Source organism: Nitrosomonas sp., from assembly GCF_020852615.1.
Lineage (GTDB): Bacteria > Pseudomonadota > Gammaproteobacteria > Burkholderiales > Nitrosomonadaceae > Nitrosomonas.
This window is the reverse complement of record NZ_JADZAJ010000032.1, coordinates 1-24,456: the sequence shown is the minus strand read 5'-3', so window position 1 is coordinate 24,456 and position 24,456 is coordinate 1. Positions and strand designations below refer to the sequence as shown.

Annotated in this window: 18 protein-coding genes and 1 tRNA gene; 14 read left to right on the top strand and 5 right to left on the bottom strand. The window is 51.0% G+C overall.

Going from position 1 to position 24,456, the window contains the following annotated elements:
* Window positions 1-3: 3 nt before the first annotated feature.
* The gene (folD, locus tag IT527_RS07545) at window positions 4-891 is read right to left on the bottom strand and encodes a bifunctional methylenetetrahydrofolate dehydrogenase/methenyltetrahydrofolate cyclohydrolase FolD (protein WP_292967920.1); all 888 of its coding nucleotides are present in this window, start codon (window positions 889-891) and stop codon (window positions 4-6) included.
* Window positions 892-1,051: 160 nt separating this feature from the next.
* Window positions 1,052-1,765 carry a hypothetical protein gene (locus tag IT527_RS07540; protein ID WP_292967919.1) on the bottom strand — a complete coding sequence of 238 codons (714 nt, stop codon included), beginning with the start codon at window positions 1,763-1,765 and terminating at the stop codon, window positions 1,052-1,054.
* 226 nt (window positions 1,766-1,991) lie between these two features.
* Between IT527_RS07540 and argS the strand changes: the two genes are divergently transcribed.
* The 3 genes from argS (at window position 1,992) to IT527_RS07525 (ending at window position 5,465) form a co-directional block, all read left to right on the top strand.
* Window positions 1,992-3,761 (top strand): arginine--tRNA ligase, encoded by a 1,770-nt coding sequence (gene argS / locus IT527_RS07535; protein ID WP_292967918.1) that lies wholly within the window; start codon window positions 1,992-1,994, stop codon window positions 3,759-3,761.
* A 23-nt stretch (window positions 3,762-3,784) separates the two neighbouring features.
* The gene (locus tag IT527_RS07530; RefSeq protein WP_292967917.1) at window positions 3,785-4,480 is read left to right on the top strand and encodes an SPOR domain-containing protein; all 696 of its coding nucleotides are present in this window, start codon (window positions 3,785-3,787) and stop codon (window positions 4,478-4,480) included.
* A gap of 334 nt (window positions 4,481-4,814) precedes the next feature.
* Window positions 4,815-5,465, top strand: a complete 651-nt coding sequence (locus tag IT527_RS07525; protein WP_292967916.1) for a thiol:disulfide interchange protein DsbA/DsbL — start codon at window positions 4,815-4,817, stop codon at window positions 5,463-5,465.
* A gap of 11 nt (window positions 5,466-5,476) precedes the next feature.
* Here IT527_RS07525 and IT527_RS07520 read toward each other — a convergent pair whose 3' ends face one another.
* Both IT527_RS07520 and IT527_RS07515 read right to left on the bottom strand, forming a co-directional pair.
* Window positions 5,477-6,163 (bottom strand): hypothetical protein, encoded by a 687-nt coding sequence (locus IT527_RS07520; RefSeq protein WP_292967915.1) that lies wholly within the window; start codon window positions 6,161-6,163, stop codon window positions 5,477-5,479.
* A gap of 18 nt (window positions 6,164-6,181) precedes the next feature.
* Window positions 6,182-8,347, bottom strand: coding sequence for a bifunctional (p)ppGpp synthetase/guanosine-3',5'-bis(diphosphate) 3'-pyrophosphohydrolase (locus IT527_RS07515; protein ID WP_292967914.1), 2,166 nt, complete (start codon window positions 8,345-8,347; stop codon window positions 6,182-6,184).
* Between the two features lie 297 nt (window positions 8,348-8,644).
* On the opposite strand from IT527_RS07515, the gene IT527_RS07510 reads away from it, so the two are divergent.
* Window positions 8,645-8,731, top strand: a tRNA-Leu gene (locus IT527_RS07510).
* A gap of 129 nt (window positions 8,732-8,860) precedes the next feature.
* On the opposite strand, the gene IT527_RS07505 is transcribed toward IT527_RS07510, so the two are convergent.
* Entirely contained in the window at window positions 8,861-11,173 is a 2,313-nt protein-coding gene (locus IT527_RS07505) for a penicillin-binding protein 1A (protein WP_292967913.1), read from the bottom strand.
* 175 nt (window positions 11,174-11,348) lie between these two features.
* Here IT527_RS07505 and IT527_RS07500 point away from each other — a divergent pair, with 175 nt between their 5' ends.
* The 10 genes from IT527_RS07500 to IT527_RS07455 form a co-directional block, all read left to right on the top strand.
* Window positions 11,349-12,482 (top strand): pilus assembly protein PilM, encoded by a 1,134-nt coding sequence (locus IT527_RS07500; RefSeq protein WP_292967912.1) that lies wholly within the window; start codon window positions 11,349-11,351, stop codon window positions 12,480-12,482.
* The gene (locus IT527_RS07495; RefSeq protein ID WP_292967911.1) at window positions 12,479-13,090 is read left to right on the top strand and encodes a PilN domain-containing protein; all 612 of its coding nucleotides are present in this window, start codon (window positions 12,479-12,481) and stop codon (window positions 13,088-13,090) included. The genes IT527_RS07500 and IT527_RS07495 overlap by 4 nt, the downstream gene beginning before the upstream one ends.
* Entirely contained in the window at window positions 13,087-13,737 is a 651-nt protein-coding gene (locus tag IT527_RS07490; protein ID WP_292967910.1) for a type 4a pilus biogenesis protein PilO, read from the top strand. The genes IT527_RS07495 and IT527_RS07490 overlap by 4 nt, the downstream gene beginning before the upstream one ends.
* Window positions 13,734-14,264, top strand: a complete 531-nt coding sequence (locus IT527_RS07485; protein WP_292967909.1) for a pilus assembly protein PilP — start codon at window positions 13,734-13,736, stop codon at window positions 14,262-14,264. Before IT527_RS07490 ends, IT527_RS07485 begins: the two co-directional genes overlap by 4 nt.
* The gene (locus IT527_RS07480) at window positions 14,261-16,426 is read left to right on the top strand and encodes a type IV pilus secretin PilQ family protein (protein ID WP_292967908.1); all 2,166 of its coding nucleotides are present in this window, start codon (window positions 14,261-14,263) and stop codon (window positions 16,424-16,426) included. The genes IT527_RS07485 and IT527_RS07480 overlap by 4 nt, the downstream gene beginning before the upstream one ends.
* Before the next feature lie 102 nt (window positions 16,427-16,528).
* On the top strand, window positions 16,529-19,417 hold the full coding sequence (locus tag IT527_RS07475; RefSeq protein ID WP_292967907.1) for an SNF2-related protein: 2,889 nt from the start codon (window positions 16,529-16,531) through the stop codon (window positions 19,415-19,417).
* Between the two features lie 11 nt (window positions 19,418-19,428).
* The gene (locus tag IT527_RS07470; RefSeq protein ID WP_292967906.1) at window positions 19,429-21,120 is read left to right on the top strand and encodes an AAA family ATPase; all 1,692 of its coding nucleotides are present in this window, start codon (window positions 19,429-19,431) and stop codon (window positions 21,118-21,120) included.
* A gap of 2 nt (window positions 21,121-21,122) precedes the next feature.
* A complete protein-coding gene (locus tag IT527_RS07465) occupies window positions 21,123-21,998 on the top strand; it encodes a DNA adenine methylase (protein WP_292967905.1) in 876 nt (291 codons plus the stop codon).
* Between the two features lie 23 nt (window positions 21,999-22,021).
* Window positions 22,022-23,743 carry a site-specific DNA-methyltransferase gene (locus IT527_RS07460; protein ID WP_292967904.1) on the top strand — a complete coding sequence of 574 codons (1,722 nt, stop codon included), beginning with the start codon at window positions 22,022-22,024 and terminating at the stop codon, window positions 23,741-23,743.
* Window positions 23,740-24,456: PDDEXK nuclease domain-containing protein (locus IT527_RS07455; RefSeq protein WP_292967903.1), on the top strand; the 717-nt coding region annotated here is incomplete at its 3' end. The genes IT527_RS07460 and IT527_RS07455, both read left to right, overlap by 4 nt.

Here is a 24,456-nt window from a genome sequence, read left to right as displayed (position 1 = left end):
AAATTATTGCATGGAACTTTGCCGGGCAACGGCTTGTGCCGTCGCTCTGGCGCGTTCAGCTGCTTCGATTGTGTTATTCATCAGCATGACGATGGTCATTGGGCCGACTCCACCGGGGACGGGCGTAATATAGCCTGCTTTTTCCTTTACCCCTGAAAATTCAACATCTCCGCAAAGCCGGCCATCGGGCAGGCGATTGATCCCCACATCAATAACGGTTGCACCGGGTTTGACCATGTCACCTGTCAGCAAATTCACTTTGCCTGTGGCCATAACGATAATATCGGCATTGCGGGTATGACTGGCCAGATCACGGGTACGCGAGGTACAAACGGTGACAGTTGCACCTTTTTCCAGCAGCATGAGTGCCATTGGTTTCCCGACAATATTGCTGCGGCCGACAACAACCGCATGCTGCCCCTGGAGGGGGATGTTGAATTCTGCCAGCATCTTCATGACGCCAAAGGGAGTGCACGGGTGAAACAGAGCGTGACCTGCTGCCAAAGCGCCTACGTTGCAGGGGTGAAATCCATCAACATCTTTTTCTATTGCGATAGCAGCAATTATTTCATCAATATGAATATGGCCGGGCAAAGGCAGCTGTACCAGGATGCCGTGAATTTCCGTGTTGGCGTTCAGATCCTGAATCTGCTGCAGCAGGGCTTTTTGGGAAATATCCCCGGGGAAACTGAAGACCTCGGAACGGATACCCAGCTCGTCACATGTTTTGGCTTTGTTGCGCACATAGACACGGGAAGCGGGGTTGTCACCGACCAGAATGACTGCCAGACCGGGCTGCATCCACGTTTCAGTCAGTGTTTTGACACGTTGTTTCAGTTCCTCACGGAATTTGCCGGCTATAGTACTGCCGCTGATGATTATTGCATTCATAGAATTCAGGAAAACCAGGTGCGCAGGTAAAGAGCCTATCTACTAAATGGGCTGAGCTGATTTGGAAATTGCTGCTAAAACCATACCCCGGATTGTTTCCTGACATGTTCTTAAGACAATTCTCAGGCACATACCGGGAATACCCGTAGCGGGTAGTCAGTTACCGGGGCGGCGTTTGGGCGCGATTGCCTTTCTTAATATGATAACGATGAATCAGAAGGCCAACTAGAGATACGGGCACGACAAAAAGGAGTGCCGCCAGCAGCCCCACAGCCAGAATAGCCATGTTGTCACTTTCCGGCAGGTAAATCGTCATAAACCATACGCCAGCCATGGCGAACAGTAAACCACCAAGAAACAGGATTTTATTGCCCTGATCGTAGAAGCGCCAGAATCTTCTTGAAACTCTGATTTCACCCACATAATGATCAAAGACTTCAGCAAGACTATGGTCCCCCGGTTTTGATTCATAGCCAAGCATCAGTGCCAGTGCCTCATCACCATCATCCAGCCTGGACATTTGCCTGATAAATTTAGTCTGGTTTTTTGCCCGTTTAGCCTTGACACCGTCCTTGATCATCATATGGTACAGCGCATCAAATGCTTTTTCCTGGGCATCTGTCGTTGTAGCTTCATACTGGTCATAGAACTGTTGCATAACACCCACCAGATAAAGCTGTATGGTCAGCTCTTTGAACTGGGGTGCAAAATCGTATTTTTTATCTTTAACATGAGGGAGCTGCTGGTTGAGCACTTCTCTGGCATGCTGAATGCAGGCTTCCAGTATTTCCACTCCGAATTTTTCTTCCGTATTTTCCATTTTGAGTCGACCAGGGGTTTTGCCCTGTGTGCGGGCAGTTGTAATACGTCGCATTATATACCTGCTGAATAACACATGAAATCTGCAAAACCTGAAACTGTTTTGCCCGGCTCGTGAATACAAGTGATTTTTAGCAAAAATATTGGGGAGAAATAATGCAGCCATGTCAGTCTTTTTCAGCGGATTGATTGACTGTCTGGTGCGGTTTGTATGCCAAAACACGCAAACAAGTTTGGTGTCAAGCCGCTATAATGCGGGCTTGCTGAAATACTTTCCTGTCATGGTTACAACGATTCCTGCCGACTTTAAATCACACTGTATTCAACTGCTTGCTCAGGCTGCCAGACAAATTCTTCCCGATGAAGCGGGTATTCAGATCGAGTTGTCGCGCCCCAAAATGGCCGATCATGGTGATTATTCCAGTAATCTGGCGATGAAACTGGCCAGACATTTGCATCGAAATCCTGTGGAGCTGGCAAAGGCGCTGATTGAAGTGCTGCCAGATTCTCCCTATGTGGAAAAGGCTGATGTTGCCGGTAGCGGCTTTATCAATTTTTTTCTGAAAAAAGCAGCGAAACAGCAATTTCTGCACACGGTGCTGCAAGCAGGTGATTTATTCGGTTACAGTAAGTCAGGCGCAGGGAAAACCATACAGGTAGAATTTGTTTCGGCCAATCCCACTGGTCCGTTGCATGTCGGGCATGGGCGGGGGGCGGCATTTGGCGCCAGCCTGGCCAATATCCTGGCTGCAGCGGGCTATACCGTCACGCGTGAATTTTATGTCAATGATGCCGGCCGGCAGATGGATATTCTGACGTTATCCGCCTGGCTGCGTTATCTTGATTTGTGCAGGCTTTCACTTTCGTTTCCTGCCAATGCTTACCAGGGCCGGTATGTTGCTGATATGGCGTCCGAGATATATAGAGCACACGGCGATCGCTATGCGCACCGTTCTGATTCGACAACCCGGCAACTGACTGAAATCTGCTCAAGCACAACTATAGATAATGAAGATGAACGTCTTGACAGACTCATTGCAGCTGCAAAGTCCATTCTTGGCCAGGATTATGCTTATCTGCACAATTTTGTCCTGAAGGAGCAGCTGGCAGATTGCCGGGATGATCTGATGGAATTCGGTGTCGAATTTGATGTCTGGTTTTCGGAACAGTCTTTGTTTGATAACGGGATGGTGGCGCGCGCAGTACAGCTGCTGGATGACAAAAAACTGTTGTATCGGCAGGATGGTGCACTCTGGTTTCGTTCCACTGATTTTGGTGATGAGAAAGATCGGGTTGTACAGCGGGAAAATGGCTTATATACCTATTTTGCTTCGGATATTGCTTATCACCTCAGCAAGTACGAACGCGGTTTCGATATCATGCTGAATATCTGGGGCGCGGATCATCATGGTTATATTCCGCGGGTGAAGGGGGCACTTAGTGCGCTGTCACTTGATCCGGAAAAACTGGAGATAGCTCTGGTTCAGTTTGCAGTTCTGTACCGGGATGGCAGGAAAGTTTCCATGTCTACCCGTTCCGGAGAATTCGTGACATTGCGACAGCTGCGTCAGGAAGTGGGCAATGATGCTGCACGGTTCTTTTATGTGTTGCGTAAAAGTGACCAGCATCTGGATTTTGACCTGGATCTGGCAAAATCACAGAGTAACGATAATCCCGTTTACTACGTGCAATACGCGCATGCCCGTATTTGCAGTGTGCTGAATCAATGGGGGGGTACGGCAGATATGTCAGATATGCTTTCTCAAGCTGGGACAGAATTGCTGTCTGATCCGGCGGAACTGGTGCTCTTGCAAAAAATAATCGATTTTCCCGATACGATCGAAGCTGCAGCAAAGGAACGCGCGCCTCACCTGGTGGCTTTCTATTTGCGTGAACTGGCAGGAGAATTTCACAGTTATTACAATTCGACCCGTTTCCTTGTCGAAGATGAGTCACTTAAAACAGCGAGACTGGCACTGATTTCAGCTGTTCGACAGGTGATATCGGCCGGATTATCGTTATTGGGGGTAACAGCCCCGCGTGAAATGTAATTGGATGAAATACGGAAAGATTAATGAGTCGGGATTATAAGTCCAGAAATTCGGCAAATAACCGTAAAAACGGTGGTTCACTGTGGCTGGGTCTGTTTATCGGCTACACCCTGGGGTTGGCAAGTGCTATTGGGGTATGGCTGTATATCAGCCAGGCTCCCAGTCCGTTTTTGAACGGCGGGAAGGCTGCCCAGACCCAATCTGCCGAAAAAGCGCCAGTGCAGCAACCATCCTCGTCCACACCTTCATCAGACAGGCAGGAGAAAAAAACCGGGAAGAATACGAACCAGGCAGATACAAACGGGCCCCGTTTTGATTTTTACAAAATTTTACCCGGTATTGATGAGCCCCCGGTTGAAGAGGCTTTTGATTTATCACCGCTGCCTCCTGCTGCCACTGTAACAAAGAAACCACCTGAAAAAACTGCTGATAAACCGGCAGAGAAAACAGCAGAAAAGATTTCTGAATCCAGAGATAGATATTATCTTCAGGCTGGTTCTTTCAGAAATTCCAGCGATGCCGAGAGAACGAAAGCCGAACTGGCTTTATTAGGTATTATCGCTTCAGTTCAGCCGGGGAGAACCGAAGGCAATATTTCCACCTACCGCGTGCGGATTGGCCCGTTTACCAGGATGGAGGAGCTGGATCGGGTTCGTGCTTCTTTGCAGACAAATGGAATCGCGGCCAGCCTGGTGCGTGCCTCGAATGGGGCACAGTAGCTTTTGGGAGTAACCGGTTAAGGATTCTGAAGAGCGATCCTGTTTACTACGTTAAAAACAGTCTCAAGATACGTATTTATGGCCCGTAACTGCGTTTTTGATTCGACGCAGGCAATAATCCCACCCTGCTGCCATTTCGCAGCTGTTCGTTGCGCTTTGCCTGCATCATCTGTTTTAGCCCGTTTTTTCTTTATGCCGGCTTCCTCGCTGACGTTTTTCAGAGGATGTTAATGCAACCGGGGCATTGTGAATCTAAAAAACCGGCTCAGACCGGATTTGTTTTTTCTGGAAGTTCCATTTGTGGCTTATCAACTTTGAAAGTGAGGAAAAATAGATGGCTGTAAGAAAATTGTTCTTCTTTCTCCTGAGTATTGCTGCTGTAAATCTGGCATGGACCCTGACAGCACGGGCTGAAATCGTGGAAGGTAAGGATTACACGGTGTTGTCTGCTCCTCAGCCGACTGATAGTGACGCGCAGCACGTCGAAGTTATTGAATTTTTCTGGTATGGCTGTCCCCATTGCAATGATTTACATCCCTATCTTGACCGCTGGCTGGAGAACAAACCGGCTGACGTGGAATTCCACTTTGTTCCTGCTGTTTTTCGTAACAACTGGGTACCCGCTGCAAAAACTTTTTATGCGCTGGAAAGCCTCGGTTTAACTCAAACCTTGCATGACAGGATTTACCATGCTATTCACCGTGAAAAAATGGATTTATCAAAAGAGTCAGCCCTGTTCGACTGGATTGGAAAGCAGGGAGTTGACCGTGACAAATTCATCGGCGCCTATAATTCATTCACTGTTCAGAACCAGGCAAATCGTGCCGCCCAAATGACTCGGCAATATAAGCTTACCGGCGTACCTGCGCTGGTGGTGGGGGGCAGATACGTGACCAGCGGTAAGGCGGGTGGTTTGCCGCAGGATACAGTTTCAGTATTGAACCAGTTGATTGAAAAGGTTCGTGAGGAGAATAAAAGCCGGTAGCAGTACCGGTTTTACTCCCAGGAGGGAGGTGAAATTCCGTAAAGGGTTGCAAACCTGATTGCTTTTTCCTCGAAAGCATCCCTGTTATTGCAGAATCGTTCATAAGCAAACAGCACATCCCATATTGCCTGCGTATTTTTTTCCGTGTTTTTTTCTGCTTTGTTTTGTAAGCAGGCAATAAAGCGGTCTGCCTGGCGCAGCCTGGGTTTGACATTTTCCTGAGCTAAAGAGGAAAAAAGTGCTGCCAGTTTCTTAAGCCCTTCATTATCAATTTCCTGTACTTGTGAAAAGTCCAGCAGAACATTGTCTGGTGAGTGTTGCCCGCGCTGAATAATGTTATCGGGCAGTGCCGCTGCCGTAATTTTTTTTGGAATTTCAAACAGGATCGGGTTGCTGATGGTCTCGCCATTAAACCATCGCGCGCATTTCTGCCTGAGGCCGGCTGAAAGGGACCGCCCGGTAATGCTCTTGTACTGCTTTTCAATTCTGGCCAGATCATTTACCCGATCTGTAGCCAGATAAAATATTGCCAGCAACTTCCACGCAGTCGTGTTCTCTATCTGATCATTTTCAAGAAGTGAGGCAAGTGCCTGCATGGTTACTTGTGTTTCATTGATTGCCCGTTGTACCGCCTCAGCAGGATCAGGAGGAATCGACCCGGGTGAAGTGAAGTCAAGAAGTAGATTGTTGGCACTCATTTTTTATCAGGAAATGGCTTACTGGTTTTTGATACGGCCCATTTTGACTATTTCACCAATGTGCTTCAGTCTGCGGAAAATCTGTGCCAAATGCTGACGATCTCTGGTCTGCAGGATAAAGCGCATCGTGGTGTAATCTTTGTCGTTCTCTAGCGTGATATCGTCAACATTCGAATCTGCTTTAGCAATCTCGGCGGTAACTCTGGCCAGTACGCCACTTTTGTTCACTACGGTCGTAAAAATACTGACTGGGAAAGTCCGGTCAATTTCTGCTCCCCAGACCACATCCAGCTGATTATCCATATTTTTGTGATCTTTGATTTTGACTACAGCAGGGCAGTCTTGTGTATGGATCACCAGTCCCTGATCTTTCTTGATCAATCCGACGATGCCATCACCAGGAATGGGGTAGCAGCACCGTGCAAACCTGACAGTCATTCCTTCCGTGCCAAGGATAGTGATGGAGCTTTTGCCTGATGTATTTGAAACAGATTCACCCGGCACCACCAGCCGCTTGGCCAGAACGGCAGCAAGCTGCTTACCCAGAGCGATATCCGCCAGCAGTGCTTCCCTGGATTTCACCCCACATTCCCTGATCAGTTTTTCCCACTGTGCAGGTTCGACAGTCTCCGGATTTACGCCAAAAGCATATAATGCCTGGTTCAGCAAACGTTCTCCGAGCTTGACAGATTCGCTGTATTGAATGGTTCTCAGAAAATAGCGGATACTGGAACGGGCCCGGCCCGTAGCAACATAAGACAGCCAGACAGGATTTGGTTTTGCAGCTGGCGCTGTAATAATTTCCACACGATCACCGCTTCTCAGGCGCGTGCGAAGGGGTGAGATTTCCCCGTTGATTCTTGCGGCGACACAGCAATTCCCGACATCAGTGTGTACTGCATAGGCAAAATCCACTGTGGTAGATCCTCTTGGCAGTGTGAGTATCTTGCCCTGGGGGGTAAAAACATAAACTTCGCCCGGGAACAGATCCACCTTGAGATGTTCCAGAAATTCGAGCGAATCGGAAGAATCATTCAGGGTTTCCAGCAAACCTTTCATCCACTGATTTGCTTTCATGTGCAGCTCGTTCATTCCGGCATCGATATCTTTACTCTTGTAGAGCCAGTGTGAGGCGACCCCGGTTTCTGCGATATGGTGCATTTCGTAGGTACGAATCTGGACTTCTATCGGTAATCCATAAGGGCCAAGCAATGTGCTGTGTAATGACTGGTAGCCATTTTGTTTGGGAATGGCGATATAGTCTTTGAATTTTCCGGGAATGGGCTTGTAAAGGCCATGGAGTGCTCCAAGCGCCACATAGCAGGAAGAAACATCCCTGACGACTACCCGGAAACCATAAATATCCAGCACGTCCGAAAAACTGAGGTGCTTCTCGACCATCTTTTTATAAATGCTGTACAGGTGTTTTTCTCGCCCGGTGACTGTCGCATCCAGCCCGGTTTCCTGTAAACGCAGTTTGATTGCTTCCAGAATTTTTCCGACGATCTCCCGGCGATTTCCTCTTGCTGCCCTGGTGGCCTTGAGCAGTACCTTGTAGCGGGTTGGGTAGGAAAAACGAAAACCCAGCTCCTGCAGCTCCTGATAGATGTTCTCCAGGCCAAGACGATGCGCAATTGGAGCATAGATTTCCAGCGTTTCCTGAGCAATACGGTGCTGTTTTTCCGACGACATGACTTCGAGGGTGCGCATATTGTGCAGCCGGTCAGCCAGCTTGATCAGTATTACCCGCACATCCTGAGCCATTGCCAGCAACATCTTGCGGAAATTCTCCGCCTGCATGTCTGCTTTTGTCTGGAATCTGATCTTGTCGAGCTTGGAAACGCCGTCTACGAGCTCTGCTACAGAAAAACCGAATCGCTCGCTGATTTCCTGTTTCTGGATACCGGTATCTTCCACCACGTCGTGCAGCAGCGCGGCAGCCAGCGTTACCATATCCAGACGTAACTCACCGAGTATTCTGGCAACCGTAACCGGGTGGGAAATGTAAGGTTCCCCCGATTTTCTAAACTGGCCGGCATGGGCTTTCTGACCAAAAAAGTAAGCACTTTTTAACAGAGCCAGATCTTCAGGTTTAAGGTACGGGGATACTTCGTTAAAAAGCAGTTCTGCTTCCGGCGTAATTTCGGTGAGTTCGTCCGGATGGTTCAAAATGGGATTTTGCATGGATTTTCAAATTTTTACAGGTGGAACAGCTTACCGGATCTGTTTTGTAATCGTGTCCGGGATAGCTGATAGCGTGAATAATAATAGTGAAGATTTTGCAACAGGTGGTAAAACTTGCTGATCAGGGTCGCTGTCGGCAGGTATGCCGGGGTTCGCTGCGTTTTGCCTGTGTCACCTGTTTTTCCCCGTTTTTTCGTTATACCGGCCGCCTCACCGGCATTTTTCGGAGGATCCGGGATGGTTATCGGTTGCCGTGCGGGGCGATTTCGGTATAATTGCCTTCCTGCCGCAACCCGGGCCGGGATGGCGGAATTGGTAGACGCACGGGACTCAAAATCCCGCGAAGGCAACTTCATGGGGGTTCGATTCCCCCTCCCGGCACCAGAAAGTTATTTCTTAAAAACGCCGCAGGCGCACTCCTCGCCCGGGTGCAACTTCACCCGCATTTATATTTGCTTATTCTGTTCAGCCGGCTGTATTACCTGTTACCGCCGCCGCATGCCGTTCCTGAGTTCAGAATGACCACTCTTCCAGTTCTTCAGTTGGTTCTGCGTCTTGCAGTGAGTAATCAGTTTCCGGCGGCAATTGTTCCTGGAAGAAATATTCGCTAAGCGTTCCGAATTCATCTCTCATACCAGTCTCTGGATTGATTCTGGCTGAGACAATGCCTTTGGGAGGCGTAATTTTGGCAACAGGTATTGATTTAAGCGCGGTTGCCATGTAGTCAATCCAGATGGGCAAAGCCGCTTGCCCTCCGGTTTCACGGTTTCCCATGGGTCGGGGTTCATCAAATCCCATCCAGGTAACTGCTACCAGATCTTTCTGGTAACCACAGAACCACGCATCAACAGCGTTGCTGGTTGTTCCGGTTTTTCCCGCGATATCACTGCGTCCCAGAGCTCTTGCCCGGGCAGCTGTGCCTCTCTGGATGACATCCTGCATCATGCTGGTCATCAGAAATGCATTGCGCGGATCGATAACCTGTTTGGCATTCTGGCTGGCTGTGGAAAAGCGCGCCTGTTCGATAATTTTTCCATGTTCATCTTCGATCCGTTCGATGAAATAAGGATGGATATGGTAGCCCCCGTTGGCAAAAGTGGCGTAACCAATAGCCATTTGCATCGGTGTAACAGAACCGGCGCCAAGTGCCATGGGCAGTACTGCCGGGTGATGTTTCTGATCGAAACCGAAACGGGTGATGTAATCCTGTGCGTAAGCCGGACCAATCGCCTGGAGGATTCGTATCGACGCCAGATTTTTGGAATGTGTCAGCGCTGTGCGCATTCTGATCGGGCCGCTGAACCTGCCATCGTAATTTTTGGGCTCCCAGGCCTTGCCGCCAGTCTGTTCCGGTCCCAGATACAAGGGTGCATCGTTGATGATCGTGGCTGGGGTAAAGCCTTTTTCAAGCGCGGCAGAATAGACAAATGGTTTGAAGCTCGACCCTGGCTGGCGCCAGGCTTGTGTGGCATGGTTGAATTTGTTGGCGTTGTAGTCGAACCCGCCCACCAGTGCGCGAACAGCACCATTATTTGGATCCATCGCGATCAGTGCTGCTTCGATCTTTGGCAGCTGAACGATCTGCCAGCCGCTTTTTTCTGTTTTCTTGACCCGGATGAGTGACCCCGGGCGTATTTGTTTATCACCGATTTTTGGATCCTTCACCAGAAAGCCGCGGACTGTTTTCAGGCCTTCACCGGTAATCTGGATAATTTCTCCATTTTTACGAAAGGCTTCAATCGCCTTAGGGGTGGTGGACAGCACCACTGCTGCCAGAATGTCACCACTGTCGCTGATATCCTGCATGATGTCCTGTAATGCTTCGTGATCTTTAAGGTCTTCTGGCAGTTTCAGCAAGGCTTCCGGGCCACGGTAGCCGTGCCGCGCGTCATAATCCATCACTCCCTTGCGCAGTGCACGATAGGCTGCTTCCTGATCTTCTTTTTTCAGTGTGGTATAGACCTTGATACCGCGCGTGTAGGCTTCTTCGCGGTAGCGGTCATAGACCACCTGCCGCACCATTTCTGCCATGTAATCGGCCGGCATGGCGAAAACCTTGGTTTGGCGATGCAGCACCAGCGCAGTTTTTTTAGCCTGCGAAAATTGTGCGGTGGTGATGTATCCCAGCTCGCGCATCCGCCTCAATACATACTGCTGCCGGGTTTTTGCCCGCTCCGGGTTGACGATCGGATTGAACCGGGAGGGTGCTTTGGGAAGCCCGGCCAGCATGGCGGCTTCGGCCAGATTGATACTGGCCAGCTTTTTACCGAAATAGGTTTGTGCTGCGGAAGAAAAACCATAACTGCGCTGCCCGAGATAAATCTGGTTGATATACAGCTCAAGTATTTTATCCTTGCCCAGGCTGTGTTCAATTTTGAACGAAAGCAGTGCCTCACTGAATTTTCTGGTCAGTGTTTTTTCTTTGGTTAAAAAGAAATTGCGCGCCACCTGCATGGTAATGGTACTGGCCCCCTGCAGCGCTCCGCCACCTGTAAAGTTGGAATAGATAGCGCGTAAAACGCCAATGTAGTCCACGCCGTAATGCTGATAGAAACGATCATCCTCAGCGGCAAGAATGGCCTGTTTGAGCGACTGGGGCACATCCCCGATTTTGACAAAATCTCTGCGTTCCTCACCATATTCACCTATTAGAAAACCATCGGCACTGTAGATGCGCAGAGGGATCTTGGGACGGTAATCGGTCAATGTTTCCAGACTGGGTAGGGAGGGCAGTGTCACCAGGGCTGCAAATACGACCAGCAAGGTGGCGAGTAATCCGGAGGCAATAATGACCAGGAAGAAGCGATAAAACCAGCGAAATAACATTAAAGGATAAGTAAGCCGTGTAGGGTGGAATAGATTCAGAGCGAAATTATAAAGGGTATATCAGTCGTTATTATATGAATTAACTCATTCATTAGTCTGCCAGAATCGGCTCCAGTTGCACTAACCTGCCTGGACAAAATGTTCCGGGCAAAACATTTTGCAAGTGAAAGCTGAAATGGCAATTAATCAATCAATCCTGAAGAAACCGTTCGATATCAAGCTGGGTATCGACTTTAGTCTGCTGTCTGGTAGCACTCGAATGCTGGGAGTGGATATCAGCGCATCATCAATCAAGCTGGTGGAATTGTCCGGGAAAGGCAAATTGCCGCAATCATACCGCCTGGAGCGTTATGTGATCGAACCTGTGCCGGTAGATGCCTTACTGGATGGAGGAATCAACCAGATCGAGCAGGTGAGTGAAAGTCTCCGGCGCGCGCTGAAACGAATGGGAACACACCAGAAAAAGGCTGTCATGGCATTGCCACTGACATCGGTGATTACCAGAAAAATCAATGTTACAGCTGGTTTGCGTGAGGAAGATCTGGAGTTTCAGGTTGAGGCGGAAGCCAACCAGTATGTGCCTTTTCCGCTGGATGAAGTCAATCTGGATTTTCAGGTAATCGGTCCGGTTCCCGATCATCCTGAAGAAATGGAAATACTGCTGGCTGCCGCCCGTAAGGAAAAAGTGGAAGACCGGGTAGCGACAGCCATGTCAGCCGGACTGAAAGTGACAGTGATGGATATTGAACAGTTTGCCGCCCAGGCTATCTCCACCAGAGCTGTTACACATCAACTGCCTGATGGAGGAAAAGATAAGGTGGTTGGGCTGATTGATATTGGTGCGAATGTCACCCGGGTCAATGTGCTGCTAAATGGCGAATCTGTTTATATGCGCGACCTGTCTTTTGGCGGCAATCAGTTAACGCAGGATATACAGAATCATTTCAACCTGACACCGGATGAAGCTGAAACAGCCAGACGCAACGGCACACTGCCTGAAAATTACCAGGAAGACGTGTTACGTCCCTTTTGCGAAACTGTTGCGCTGGAAGTGTCGAGAGCAGTGCAGTTCTTTTTTACATCCACCCAATTTTCCCAAGTGGATTATCTCTTTTTGTCAGGCGAATGTGCGGCGATTCCGGGATTGGAGGAAATCGTATCCGAGCGCACCAGGATAATTACCCAGGTGATTAATCCGTTTGCAGCGATGGAGCTGTCAGGCCGGATTGTGTCGAGGCAGCTAAAGATAGATGCTCCCGTGCTGCTGACAGCTTGTGGTTTGGCCATGCGAGGATTTGACCCATCATGATACGAATTAACCTTCTGCCTCACCGTGAACTCAAGCGTAAAGCACGCCAGCAGCAGTTTGCCATGCTGGCCGGCCTGACTGCCGTACTGGGGGTGCTGATTGTCTGGGGGGTACATGAATTCGTTCTGGAGAAAATTGATGACCAGAACGGGCGTAATCAGTATCTGAAAAGCGAGATTGCCATTCTGGATCGCCAGATTGCCGAGATTAAATCGATCAGGGAAAAAATTCAGGAAATGCTGGCACGTAAAGAAATTGTCGAGTCGCTGCAGGGCAATCGTGTCAAGGTGGTCCACATGCTGGACGAGGTGGCAAGGCGTGTTCCGGAAGGTGTTTATCTCAAGAGTTTTAAACAGACCAACGAACATCTCCGGCTGGCAGGCTTTGCTCAATCCAATGCCTGGGTATCGACGCTGATGCGTAATCTGGATGCCTCACCCTGGATGGAATCACCGCTGCTGATTGAAATCAAGGCGGCAACTGAAAACGGCGTCAGGCTCAATGAATTCGATTTGAATATCCGGTTGACGAGCTCGCCGGAGCAAAGCGACCCGGTCGCAGGAGATGAAAAGACACCCAAAATTACCGCTGGAGTGGGACAGCCATGAACGTACTGGAAGAATTACGCCGTATCAACCCCAGCGAACCCGGCAGCTGGCCGGCTGCAATCAAGGCAGGTGCGCTGGCATTGCTGCTGGCAGCACTGTTGGCTGCCGGCTATTTTCTGGATTGGGAAGAACAATGGATGACCCTGGAACAGGTGCAGGAAGAAGAAAATACATTGCGCAACACATTCCTGGCCAAAAAAACCAGCGCAGTCAACCTTGATGCTTTACGTCAGCAGCTGGCAGATGTGCAAAAAACCCTGGGCACCCTGTTGAAGCAGCTGCCCAATAAATCCGAGCTGGATGCACTGCTGGTGGATATTAATCGGGCCGGACTGGGGCGGGGGTTGCAGTTTGAGCTGTTCAAGCCGGATACCAGGGAAACATTCCGGGATTTTTATGCCGAGCTGCCAGTGGCTCTCCGGGTAACCGGCAATTATCACGACATTGGTGCTTTTGCCAGTGATGTGGCGCAGTTGCCGCGCATTGTCACGCTGCATGACATCGAGATTATGCCGGGAAAAGATCACCAGCTGATATTGAACGCAACAGCGAAAACATTCCGTTATCTCGATGATGACGAAATCGCTGAACGTAAAAGGGAAGAAGCGGAGAAGAATAAACAGAAAAAATCCAAGGGGGCGTCATGAATAACCGACTCAGTTTACGGCTGACCGTGGTGATGCTGTTATTCGTGAGTGCATGCAGCCAGGAAGGTTATGAAGATCTGGAATCTTTCGTCAAAGAATCCGGTGCGGGGCTAAAGGGAAAGGTGGATCCCTTGCCTGAAATCAGGCCGCTGGAACATTTTGTGTATCAGGCTTCCGAAATTCCGGATCCTTTCAGCAGCCGGAAAAACAAGCCGGGAAAACCGGATCGCAATGAACTGGAGCCCGACCTGAAACGGCCCAGGGAAGTGCTGGAAGGTTTTCCGCTGGAAAATCTCTCCATGGTGGGCTCTCTGCGGCGTGGAAAAAATATTTTTGCTCTGATCAAGGCACCGGATAACTCGGTTCATCGTGTCAGAACAGGTAACTATCTGGGCCAGAATTTTGGATTGATAAACAGTGTTTCTGAAGTAGAGGTCAAGTTGAGAGAAATTACACGAGATACAGGGGACGAATGGGTGGAACGAACCAGCGTACTCATGTTGCAGACTCAGGAGCAAAAACAATGAACAGGGTAAGGGTGAATAACTGGCGCAAAGATGACTTGATCATGATGACACACCGGCTTTTGCAGAATCTGCTTATCGGCCTTCTGCCGGTTTTATGGGGTGTTCAGGTGGCAGCAGCACCGGCCAATACATTACGGGCTGTGGATATTACTTCACAAACCGATGGCAGGACGATAGTCAGATTAACCCTGGATAAACCGGTGACCGCACCGCCGGCTGGCGTATTGCTGAACGGCCCGGATCGTCTTTATTTTGATTTGCCGCAGATGGGGAGTGCGCTGGATAAGTCCGGCAGCATTTCCGGCCGAGGTGTTATCAAGAGTATAGATGTTGTCCCTGCTGAAGATCGTACCCGTCTGGTGATCAATCTTGCCCGGGCGACAACCTATGAAACCCGTGCTGACGGCAATTATTTTCTGATAGAGCTCAAGGGCAGTGAGGTATCAGCCGGAACAGCCGGCGTATCAGGTCGTTCATCCGCATCGGCTTCCGGTGCGGTGAAAAACACCCCATTGAGTTTGCGTGACATTGATTTTCACCGGGGAACACAAGGTGAAGGCCGGGTGGAGGTGGAATTATCCCAGCCGGGTGCTGCAGTCAATGTCCATATCCAGGGCGGCAGACTGCTGGTTGAGTTCATGAAAACGTATCTGCCTCCCAACCTTGAAAAGCGACTGAATGTGCTGGATTTTGCCACGCCGGTGCAGTCAATAGAGGCGTTTGAGCGGGATGGTAACGTACAGATGATCATCGAACCCAAAGGGCGCTGGGAACACACCTCCTGGCAGACGGGAGCCAGTTTTGTCGTGGAAGTCAGGCCCCTGGCTGAAGCTGAAGATATTCCCATTCACAAGAAACTGATTGATGGCGGGTATACCGGTGACAAGCTTTCACTCAACTTTCAGGATGTCGAGATTCGCTCGGTATTGCAGGTGATCGCAGATTTTACTGATCTCAACATCATTGCCAGTGATTCAGTCAAAGGCAGCATGACCCTGCGGTTGAAAGATGTTCCGTGGGATCAGGCGCTGGACATCGTGCTGCAAACCAACGGCCTTGATAAACGCAGAACCGGCAATGTCATTTTCATCGCACCGCGGGAAGAAATGGCCGCCCGGGAAAAATCACTGCTGGAGCAGAATCAGCAGATTACCGACCTGGAAGTACTGCAGACAGAAGCCTTCAAACTGAATTACCGGACAGCCAGCTCGATTCCACTCAAAGGCATTCTAAGCCAGCGCGGTACGGTGGAGGTGGATGACATCAGTAACACGCTGACGGTTACCGACATCCCTGCGAGACTCGCCGAAGTTGCGCGACACGTTGCGAATCTGGATACGCAGGTGCGGCAGGTTATGATTGAAACCCGGATTGTCGAAGCAACCGATACATTCAGCCGTAACCTGGGAGCCCGTTTCGGGGTGCAGAGTGCAGCCCGGATAGGAAGTCATAAGAATCTGAACGGACGAAATCTGGGGATTTCCGGGAACCTGGGCAGTTCCAGCGAACTGGCGGCCGGTGGAATACCTGGCGGAGGGGATAATCTTAACGTCAATCTGCCGGCAGCTGCACTGGCCGGTGTGGCGGGCGGACCGGCTGCGCTTGGCCTGAGCCTGATCAAGATCAATAACGGCACACTGATCAATCTGGAGCTCTCTGCGCTGGAATCGGACAGCCAGGGTCGGGTAATTGCCAGCCCGCGTCTGGTAACAGCCAACCGTGTAGAGGCGAGTATCGAACAGGGTACGGAAATCCCGTTTCAAACTATCAGCGTGACACGGCCACAGATTCAGTTCAAAAAGGCTGTGCTTGGTCTCAAGGTGACACCGCAAATCACCCCTGATGACAACATCATCATGAAACTACAGGTTAACCAGGATACCCGGGGAGAAAATACACCTGCCGGACCGGCGATCGACACCAAACAGATCGTTACCGAAGTGCTGGTGGAAAATGGCGGCACAGTCGTCATCGGCGGTATTTTCGAACAGGTCGAAAAGCAGGATCGCAACCAGGTTCCCCTTCTGGGAGATATACCCGTACTGGGAAACCTGTTCAAGAACAGAGCAAGACGTGATGACAAACGGGAATTGCTGATCTTTGTTACACCACGTATCCTGAACGAAAATATCAGCAACAGTATCCGATCTGCATTGAACTGAATTCCTGATACAGTGTTTTGTAAGAAAGAAGGGGGCCTGAATAGCCCCCTTTATCATTACTGAATTTGAATTCGTGAAAAAAGAGGAGGATGGGTACAGACGGTGCAACAGCTTCTGACGCCGCATCAAAGCCAGTACATCGCCTGGCAGCTTACTCGCCGGGCAGCCAAAGACAGCGTAGAGTCGCTGGCCTCGACGTTGGTTGATTCTCAGGTTGACCTTAACCCGCACCAGGTCGATGCAGCTCTCTTCGCATGCCGTAATCCGCTGTCTCGCGGCGTGATTCTTGCCGACGAGGTGGGTTTGGGTAAAACCATTGAAGCGGGTTTGGTGATTTCACAACGCTGGGCCGAGCGCCGCCGCCGTATTCTGATCATTGTTCCAGCTAACCTACGCAAGCAGTGGCATCAGGAATTACAGGATAAATTCAGTTTGCAAAGCCTAATCCTGGAAACGAAAAGCTTTAACGCCGTCCGCAAGCAGACACATCAAAATCCATTCGCGTATGATTCCGGTCCGGTGATTTGCTCATATCAGTTCGCCAAGTCCAAGGCTGACGATGTCAAGAGCATTGACTGGGACTTGGTCGTCCTCGACGAAGCGCATCGCCTGCGCAACGTCTACAAGACCAGCAACGTCATTGCCAAAACCCTCAAGGAGGCGTTGTCGCACGTTCACTCCAAGGTGCTTCTGACCGCAACGCCATTGCAGAACTCATTGCTTGAACTCTATGGGCTGGTCAGCTTCATCGATGACCGCGTATTCGGAGACCTCGACAGCTTTCGCTCGCAATTTACTGGCCGGGAACAGGCCTTCAACGGCCTGCGTGACCGACTGACTCCCCTCTGCAAGCGCACGCTGCGCAAACAGGTTCAGCCCTACGTGTCGTATACAGCGCGCAAGGCCATCATCCAGGAATTCACGCCGTCGAGCGAAGAGCAAGAACTGTCCAGACTCGTCGCTGATTACTTGCATCGCCCCAACCTGAAGGCCATGCCCGAGGGACAGCGTCAGCTGATTTCACTGGTGCTGTGGAAGTTGCTCGCGTCCAGCTCGCACGCGATCGCGGGTGCGTTGGAGACGATGGCCAAGCGGCTTCAGGGAGTGCTCGACGAAACTGCCGAAGTTTCCGATCTGGCTGAAGAACTTGATGAGGACTACGAATCGCTGGACGAAATTGCTGATGAGTGGAGTGACCAAGAATCAGCTTCTGCGGTCCCGAACCGCTCGGAACGGAATACCATCGCACAGGAAATCGAGGAGCTTCGCCACTTCAAGGCGCTGGCAACCAGCATTCGGGATAATACGAAGGGCAAGGCGCTGCTCACCGCGCTGGATCGTGCCTTCGCTGAACTGGATCGGCTGGGCGCGGCCAGAAAAGCTATCATCTTCACCGAGTCCAAGCGCACGCAGGAATATCTTCTCAGTCTTTTGGCCGACACACCCTACGGCGACGGCATCGTCCTGTTCAATGGTACCAACAGCGATGCACGCGCTCAAGCGATCTACAAGGATTGGTTGAAGCGGCACGAAGGCACTGACCGCATCACGGGCTCCAAGACCGCCGACACCCGTGCGGCACTGGTCGAGCATTTCAAGGAGCGTGGCACGGTCATGATTGCCACCGAGGCCGGGGCCGAAGGCATTAACCTGCAGTTCTGCTCGCTGGTCATCAACTACGATCGGCCCTGGAATCCACAGCGTATCGAACAGCGCATTGGTCGGTGTCACCGTTACGGGCAGAAGCATGACGTCGTGGTGGTCAACTTCGTGGATCGCAGCAACGAGGCCGATGCCCGCGTGTACGAACTGCTGGCACAGAAGTTCCAACTGTTCGAGGGCGTATTCGGGGCCAGCGACGAAGTGCTGGGCGCGATTGGCTCCGGTGTTGATTTCGAACGCCGCATCGCCAACATCTACCAGAACTGCCGTGGGCCTGCCGAGATCAAGGCAAGCTTCGAGCAGCTTCAGCTCGACCTCTCCGGCGAGATCAACGAGGCGATGGTCAAGACACGCCAAGTACTGCTGGAAAACTTCGACGAGGAAGTGCAAGAAAAGCTCCGACTAGATATGAATAAGCGCGCCGAAGACAGCCGCAGCGCCCGCAGCCGCTTCGAGCGGATGCTGATGGATCTTAGCCGGGCGGAATTGGGCGACTGTGCCAGCTTCGATGACGATGGCTTCCACCTGCAGCGCGCACCGGACGGTATTGATGCCAGCGGACTCGCTGGTATTGAACTGGGACGCTACGAACTGCCACGCCGATCCGGCGATGCCCACCTGTACCGCATCAATCATCCGCTGGCGTTGTGGATCACCCATCAGGCCAAGGCCCGCACGCTCGATAGCGCCAAACTGGTGTTCGACTACGACGGCTACGGCACCAAGATCAGCACGCTGGAGCACTATCGCGGCAAGGCCGGATGGCTCACTGTGAAGCTGATCTCAGTCGAAGCCCTGGGCAACCACGAGCAGCACCTTCTGGTCGCGGCCAGCACTGCCGATGGCATCGCGCTGGCCGAGGATGACCCGGAGAAGCTGTTGCGCCTGCCTGCCACCACGCAGGCAGCGAGCCTGTTCAACAACGCGGGCGATGCCACGCTAGTGGCCGACGTGGCCACCCGCAAGACGGCGCTGCTGCGCGACATCAATCAGCGCAACCTCGGTTACTTCGAGCAGGAAGTACAGAAGCTTGATGCCTGGGCGGACGACCTGAAGCTGGGCCTTGAGCAGGAAATCAAGGAGATCGACCGCGAGATCAAGGAGGTGCGCCGCACCGCTGCGACCTCACCCACGCTGGAAGAAAAACTGGCGAATCAGAAACGCCAGCGAGAACTGGAAGCCAAGCGCAGCAGACTACGCAGGGAACTGTTCGCCAGGCAGGATGACATCGAGATGCAGCGCAATACGCTGATCGAACAGCTTGAGGAGCAACTGGAACAACGGGTTCAGGAACAGGTGTTGTTCACTGTCGAGTGGCAACTGAAATAAGGATGAACAATATGTCCAAGACACAACTGAAAAAGCTTGTGATTGAGAAATTTCGTGCTCTCGACAACGTTGAGGTGGAGTTTGGTGATCACATCACTGTCATTTGCGGGAAAAACGGGACATCGAAGTCATCTATACTCGGCATTGCTGCACAAATTTTCAGCTTTGAAAAAGACTATACAAATGACAATAGTCTTTCATATCAACAGATCACAGGCGGAAAGTTTAAGTCCCAATACAGTGAGCATTTCAGAATTTCCGACAGGTTCGACGTGGCTGGCTCAATGGCAGTCAATATCGAGCTGAATGATGGATATACGGGACAAGATGCAACAGCAAAGTTGGAGCTGATGAAACGAGGAAAATCTCCTCGTCCAGTAGTTCGCAACAATAGCACCGCTGAAAAAGGTAGCAACTCAAGTAGAAATTTCACGCATCCTGTCATTTTTCTGAGTTTAAAAAGACTCTATCCAATTGCAGATCGTGATTACAAGGTGATTGACTTCGATTACCTTAAGAAGCATGAAAAAGACTTTATTGGGCTGACTAACGAATTATTAAATCGCCAATCATCCGTGGCTACCGGTACAGAGGGAACTATTAGCTCCGCCGTTGCACATGGTGAAAATTATGATCAGGATTCTGTTTCGGCGGGCGAGGATAACGCTGGCCAGATCGTTCTTGCCTTGATGTCCTTCCGCAAGCTGAAAGAAGAATATGCGGACTACAAGGGGGGACTGCTTTTGATTGATGAGGCGGATGCGGGACTATTCCCGACAGCCCAGGTCAATCTGATCAAAATTCTTGACCGCGAGTGCAAGAAACTTGATCTGCAAGTGATCATGACTTCTCACTCGCCCACTCTGATCGAGTACGCCTATGAACAAAGTCAGCAATACAGAAGAAAATACAAAACCATTTATTTGAGTAATACATACGGCAATGTTCAGGTTGTTCAGGATTGGTCATGGCCTCAGATCAGTGCTGACATTCATACCAGAACAGTTTCAACCTCGGCAGAAGTCCGTCTTCCAAGTGTGAATGTCTATTTTGAGGACAAGGAGGCTGCGGACTTCTTTGCCGCCTTGATGAACAGGCAGCCGATCAAGAAATTCACTCAACCTCTGCCTGAAATATCCCTGGGCTGCTCAAATTATTTACAACTGATTCAGAAGAGGGTGTCTGAATTTTCAGAAAAAAGCGTGGTTTGTTTGGACTCGGATACTTCTGACAAGGTCAACGGCAAGGGCTACAAAACGGTTGTTTTACTTCCTGGAAGCCTCCCTCCTGATCAGTTGATTTTCGAACACTTGTACAATCTTCCTGCAAATGACGATTTTTGGAAGAATGACCTGGGATACGCACGCCCGAATTTCACTAATTCAGCAGCGGAAATTATTCGTGAGTTCGCCGTCAATAGAGCAACCGTTGATGTAAAGGAAAGGCTCAATACCTACCAAGGTACTGGAAAGCCAAGAGAAATATTCAAGCGTTTCTACAAAAATCCCGATTTTCAGCAGTTATTTACCACAGTATCCAAGCCTTTCAATCCGTGGATGCATTGGATAAAAAGTAATCCAACTGCGAGCAATGAATTCTTAGAACAGCTCAAGGAAGCGTTACATCATGCCATGAAGGTCGGATATTCTGTTGATGTAGCCAAGCTGACTGCCTTGGATATCAAGCTAAAAAAGGGGACGTAGCCATGTACTCCAACAAGCTATACAGCCCTTTGCGTTATCCTGGTGGCAAAGCACCTTTTGCACCCTTCATCGCCAAGGTTATGGAAACCAATAGTGTTAACGGGGGGCACTATCTGGAACCCTATGCTGGAGGTGCGGGCGTTGCACTGACGTTGTTGCTCGATGGTCATGCCAGCCATATTCATATCAACGATGCTGACCCGGCGGTGTACGCCTTCTGGATTTCCGTTACCAAACATTCACGTGCACTGTTGAATCTTCTTAACTCCACACCCATCACTCTCGACGAGTGGTTCAAATGGCGGTCTGTTTTGCGCGGAGAAACCAAGGCTAATATGGTCGAGATGGGATTTGCGACCTTGTTCATGAATCGCACCAATCGTTCCGGAATTCTCAAGGCGGGTGTGATTGGCGGCCAGAAGCAGGATGGTGAATACAAACTGGATGCGCGATTCAAGAAAGAAGTTGTGGCGGCCCGCATCAAAGAGATTGCCAAGCACTCAAGCAATATCTCTGTGTACGGTGAGGATTCGCTCGACTTATTGAACAGGTGCCCAGAGTTTTTGCCGGAAAATTCGCTGATCTATCTTGACCCCCCCTACTACGTCAAAGGCAAGGGGCTGTACCGCAACTATTACGAGCATGATGATCATGTTGCCATAGCCAAGGCTCTCCAGAAAAAGAGTTTCAAATGGCCCTGGGTTGTTTCCTACGACAATACGGAAGAAATCTGCGCCATGTACCAGTTAAGCCAATCGCTTGCCTATGGACTGAATTACACGGCACAGCGTCGATATGTGGGTAACGAGGTGATGTTTTTCAGCCAGAACATCCAAGTGCCCGATGAAGCAATTCCACAAACCAAAGCCGTTGGCTAATAGTCTTTGTGCAGGAATGATTGATGAGCAACAAACAAAAACTCGAACTCACGTGGATCGGCAAGGAGAAGCGGCCGAAGCTGGAACCGCGCATTCTGCTGGAGGATTCGTCGCTGTCGTATCACGCCAGACATCGGATTTCGGATAACGATATTTTCGATAATCGGCTGATCTTCGGGGACAACCTGTTGGCGTTGAAGGCGTTGGAGCAGGAGTTTTCGGGCAAGGTGAAGTGCGTGTTCATCGACCCGCCTTACAACACAGGGAGTGCCTTCACGCATTACGACGATGGGCTGGAACACTCCATTTGGTTGGGGCTGATGCGGGATCGGCTGGAGATTATCAAGCGACTGTTGGCGGATGATGGTTCGCTGTGGATCACGATTGATGACAACGAAGCGCATTATTTGAAGGTGTTGCTCGACGAGGTATTTGGTCGGGCGAACTTTGTTGCTAACGTGGTATGGCAGAAGGCCTATACGTCTAATCAGACAGCAAAGCACTTATCGAACACGCACGACCATCTCTTCTGCTACGCGAAGGATGTGAACACATTCCGCATAGGGAAGCTCCCAAGGACAGAAGAGCAGAAGCAAACCTTTAGCAATCCCGATAACGACCCACGCGGCCCGTGGAAAGCGGAAAACCTGTCGGCAGGAAAATTCTATGCGGCAGGACAGTTTGAGATTCGCGGGCCGAAAGGCGGCATCTTTCTTCCTCCCAAGGGACGCTATTGGAGATGCAACGAGCAACAGTACCTAACCTGGCTGAACGACGGGCGCATCACTTTCGGAAAGAGTGGCGATGGCCGCCCGATGCTTAAGAAATTCTTGGCTGAAATGGATGATGCGCTAACCGCCAACACTTGGTGGACGCATGAAGAAGCAGGCAGTAATAAGGAGGCGAGCATTGACCTGAAGAGGATGTTTGGTGATCGTGAGGATGTCTTCCAAAACCCAAAACCGGAAAAACTATTGCATCGGGTGCTGACGCTAGCTTCTTCGCCTGGCGACCTTGTTCTTGATTCTTTTGCCGGCTCCGGCACTACCGGTGCAGTCGCCCACAAGATGAGCCGCCGCTGGATCATGGTCGAACTGGGCGAGCACTGCCACACGCACATCATTCCGCGCCTGAAAAAGGTCATCGACGGGCAGGACAAGGGCGGTATCACCGAAAGCGCGGGCTGGCAGGGCGGCGGCGGCTTCCGCTACTACAGCCTCGCCCCCAGCCTGATAGTCAACGACCGTTGGGGCAACCCGGTCATCAACCCGGAGTACAACGCCGCGCAATTGGCCGAGGCGTTGTGCAAGCTGGAAGGCTTTACCTATGCACCATCGCCGCTTGATATGGGTGGCCGCTGGTGGCAGCACGGCCACTCCAGCGAGCGCGACTTCCTCTACGTCACCACGCAGAACCTGTCCGCCGATCAGTTGCAGGCGCTTTCTGAGGAAGTCGGGGCCGATCAAAGCCTGCTGGTGTGCTGCTCGGCCTTTCGCGGCGTGACAGCGGTGCAGGCGGTGGAACGCTGGCCGAACCTGACGCTGAAGAAGATTCCCAAGATGGTGTTGGCCCGCTGTGAGTGGGGCCATGACGACTACAGCCTGAATGTGGCCAACTTGCCCATGGCCAAGCCCGAGCCAGAGCCCGAGCCAGAGGCACTTGCTCCCCAAGTCTCCACCAAAGGCCGAGCCAAAAAAACCGCGCCCATGCCGGATTTGTTCAGTGATGGGGAGGGTGAGGCATGACCAAGAAAATTGCGGCTTTCCCGCCGGACTATACCGACTGGCTGGCCGATATCAAAACCCGCGTGCAGGCGGCTCGAAGCCGGGCGGCATTGGCAGCCAATGCGGAGTTGATTGCGCTTTACTGGCAGATTGGCAACGAAATCCTGCAACGGCAATCCGCTCAAGGTTGGGGCAGCAAGATCATCGAGCGGCTGGCGCGTGATCTGCGCGAGGCCTTCCCCGAGATGAAGGGGTTTTCTACACGTAACCTTATGTATATGCGGGATTTTGCTGAAAGCTGGCCGTCTGCTGAAATTATGCAGCAGCTTGCTGCACAATTGCCCTGGTTCCATATTGTGGTGCTGATGACAAGGCTCAAGGACACTTCCACCCGCGAATGGTATGCCCAGCACACCATTGCAGAGGGCTGGTCGCGCACCTCACTGGAACTCAATATCCGCAATCGTCTGCACGAACGGCAAGGCCAGGCCGTTACCAATTTCGGGGTTCGCCTGCCCGCGCCACATTCTGAACTGGCGCACGAAACGCTGAAAGATCCCTACCTGTTCGACTTCCTCGGCTTGGGCGATGAAGCCCACGAGCGCGCAATCGAGAACGCGCTGGTGCGGCACATTACCCAGTTTCTGTTGGAGTTGGGTAATGGATTCGCCTTCGTGGGTCGTCAGTTCCGGCTGGAGGTGAGCGATAAAGAGTTCTTCATTGATCTGCTTTTC

Excerpts from the sequence above, each read along its gene's own strand:
- IT527_RS07495 (WP_292967911.1), top strand. The coding sequence starts at position 12,479 with ATGATACGAATTAACCTTCTGCCTCACCGTGAACTCAAGCGTAAAGCA.
- IT527_RS07520 (WP_292967915.1), bottom strand. The coding sequence starts at position 6,163 with ATGAGTGCCAACAATCTACTTCTTGACTTCACTTCACCCGGGTCGATT.
- IT527_RS07525 (WP_292967916.1), top strand. The coding sequence starts at position 4,815 with ATGGCTGTAAGAAAATTGTTCTTCTTTCTCCTGAGTATTGCTGCTGTA.
- IT527_RS07490 (WP_292967910.1), top strand. The coding sequence starts at position 13,087 with ATGAACGTACTGGAAGAATTACGCCGTATCAACCCCAGCGAACCCGGC.
- IT527_RS07480 (WP_292967908.1), top strand. The coding sequence starts at position 14,261 with ATGAACAGGGTAAGGGTGAATAACTGGCGCAAAGATGACTTGATCATG.
- IT527_RS07515 (WP_292967914.1), bottom strand. The coding sequence starts at position 8,347 with ATGCAAAATCCCATTTTGAACCATCCGGACGAACTCACCGAAATTACG.
- IT527_RS07500 (WP_292967912.1), top strand. The coding sequence starts at position 11,349 with ATGGCAATTAATCAATCAATCCTGAAGAAACCGTTCGATATCAAGCTG.
- IT527_RS07465 (WP_292967905.1), top strand. The coding sequence starts at position 21,123 with ATGTACTCCAACAAGCTATACAGCCCTTTGCGTTATCCTGGTGGCAAA.
- IT527_RS07470 (WP_292967906.1), top strand. The coding sequence starts at position 19,429 with ATGTCCAAGACACAACTGAAAAAGCTTGTGATTGAGAAATTTCGTGCT.
- folD (WP_292967920.1), bottom strand. The coding sequence starts at position 891 with ATGAATGCAATAATCATCAGCGGCAGTACTATAGCCGGCAAATTCCGT.
- IT527_RS07505 (WP_292967913.1), bottom strand. The coding sequence starts at position 11,173 with ATGTTATTTCGCTGGTTTTATCGCTTCTTCCTGGTCATTATTGCCTCC.
- IT527_RS07460 (WP_292967904.1), top strand. The coding sequence starts at position 22,022 with ATGAGCAACAAACAAAAACTCGAACTCACGTGGATCGGCAAGGAGAAG.
- IT527_RS07485 (WP_292967909.1), top strand. The coding sequence starts at position 13,734 with ATGAATAACCGACTCAGTTTACGGCTGACCGTGGTGATGCTGTTATTC.
- argS (WP_292967918.1), top strand. The coding sequence starts at position 1,992 with ATGGTTACAACGATTCCTGCCGACTTTAAATCACACTGTATTCAACTG.
- IT527_RS07540 (WP_292967919.1), bottom strand. The coding sequence starts at position 1,765 with ATGCGACGTATTACAACTGCCCGCACACAGGGCAAAACCCCTGGTCGA.
- IT527_RS07530 (WP_292967917.1), top strand. The coding sequence starts at position 3,785 with ATGAGTCGGGATTATAAGTCCAGAAATTCGGCAAATAACCGTAAAAAC.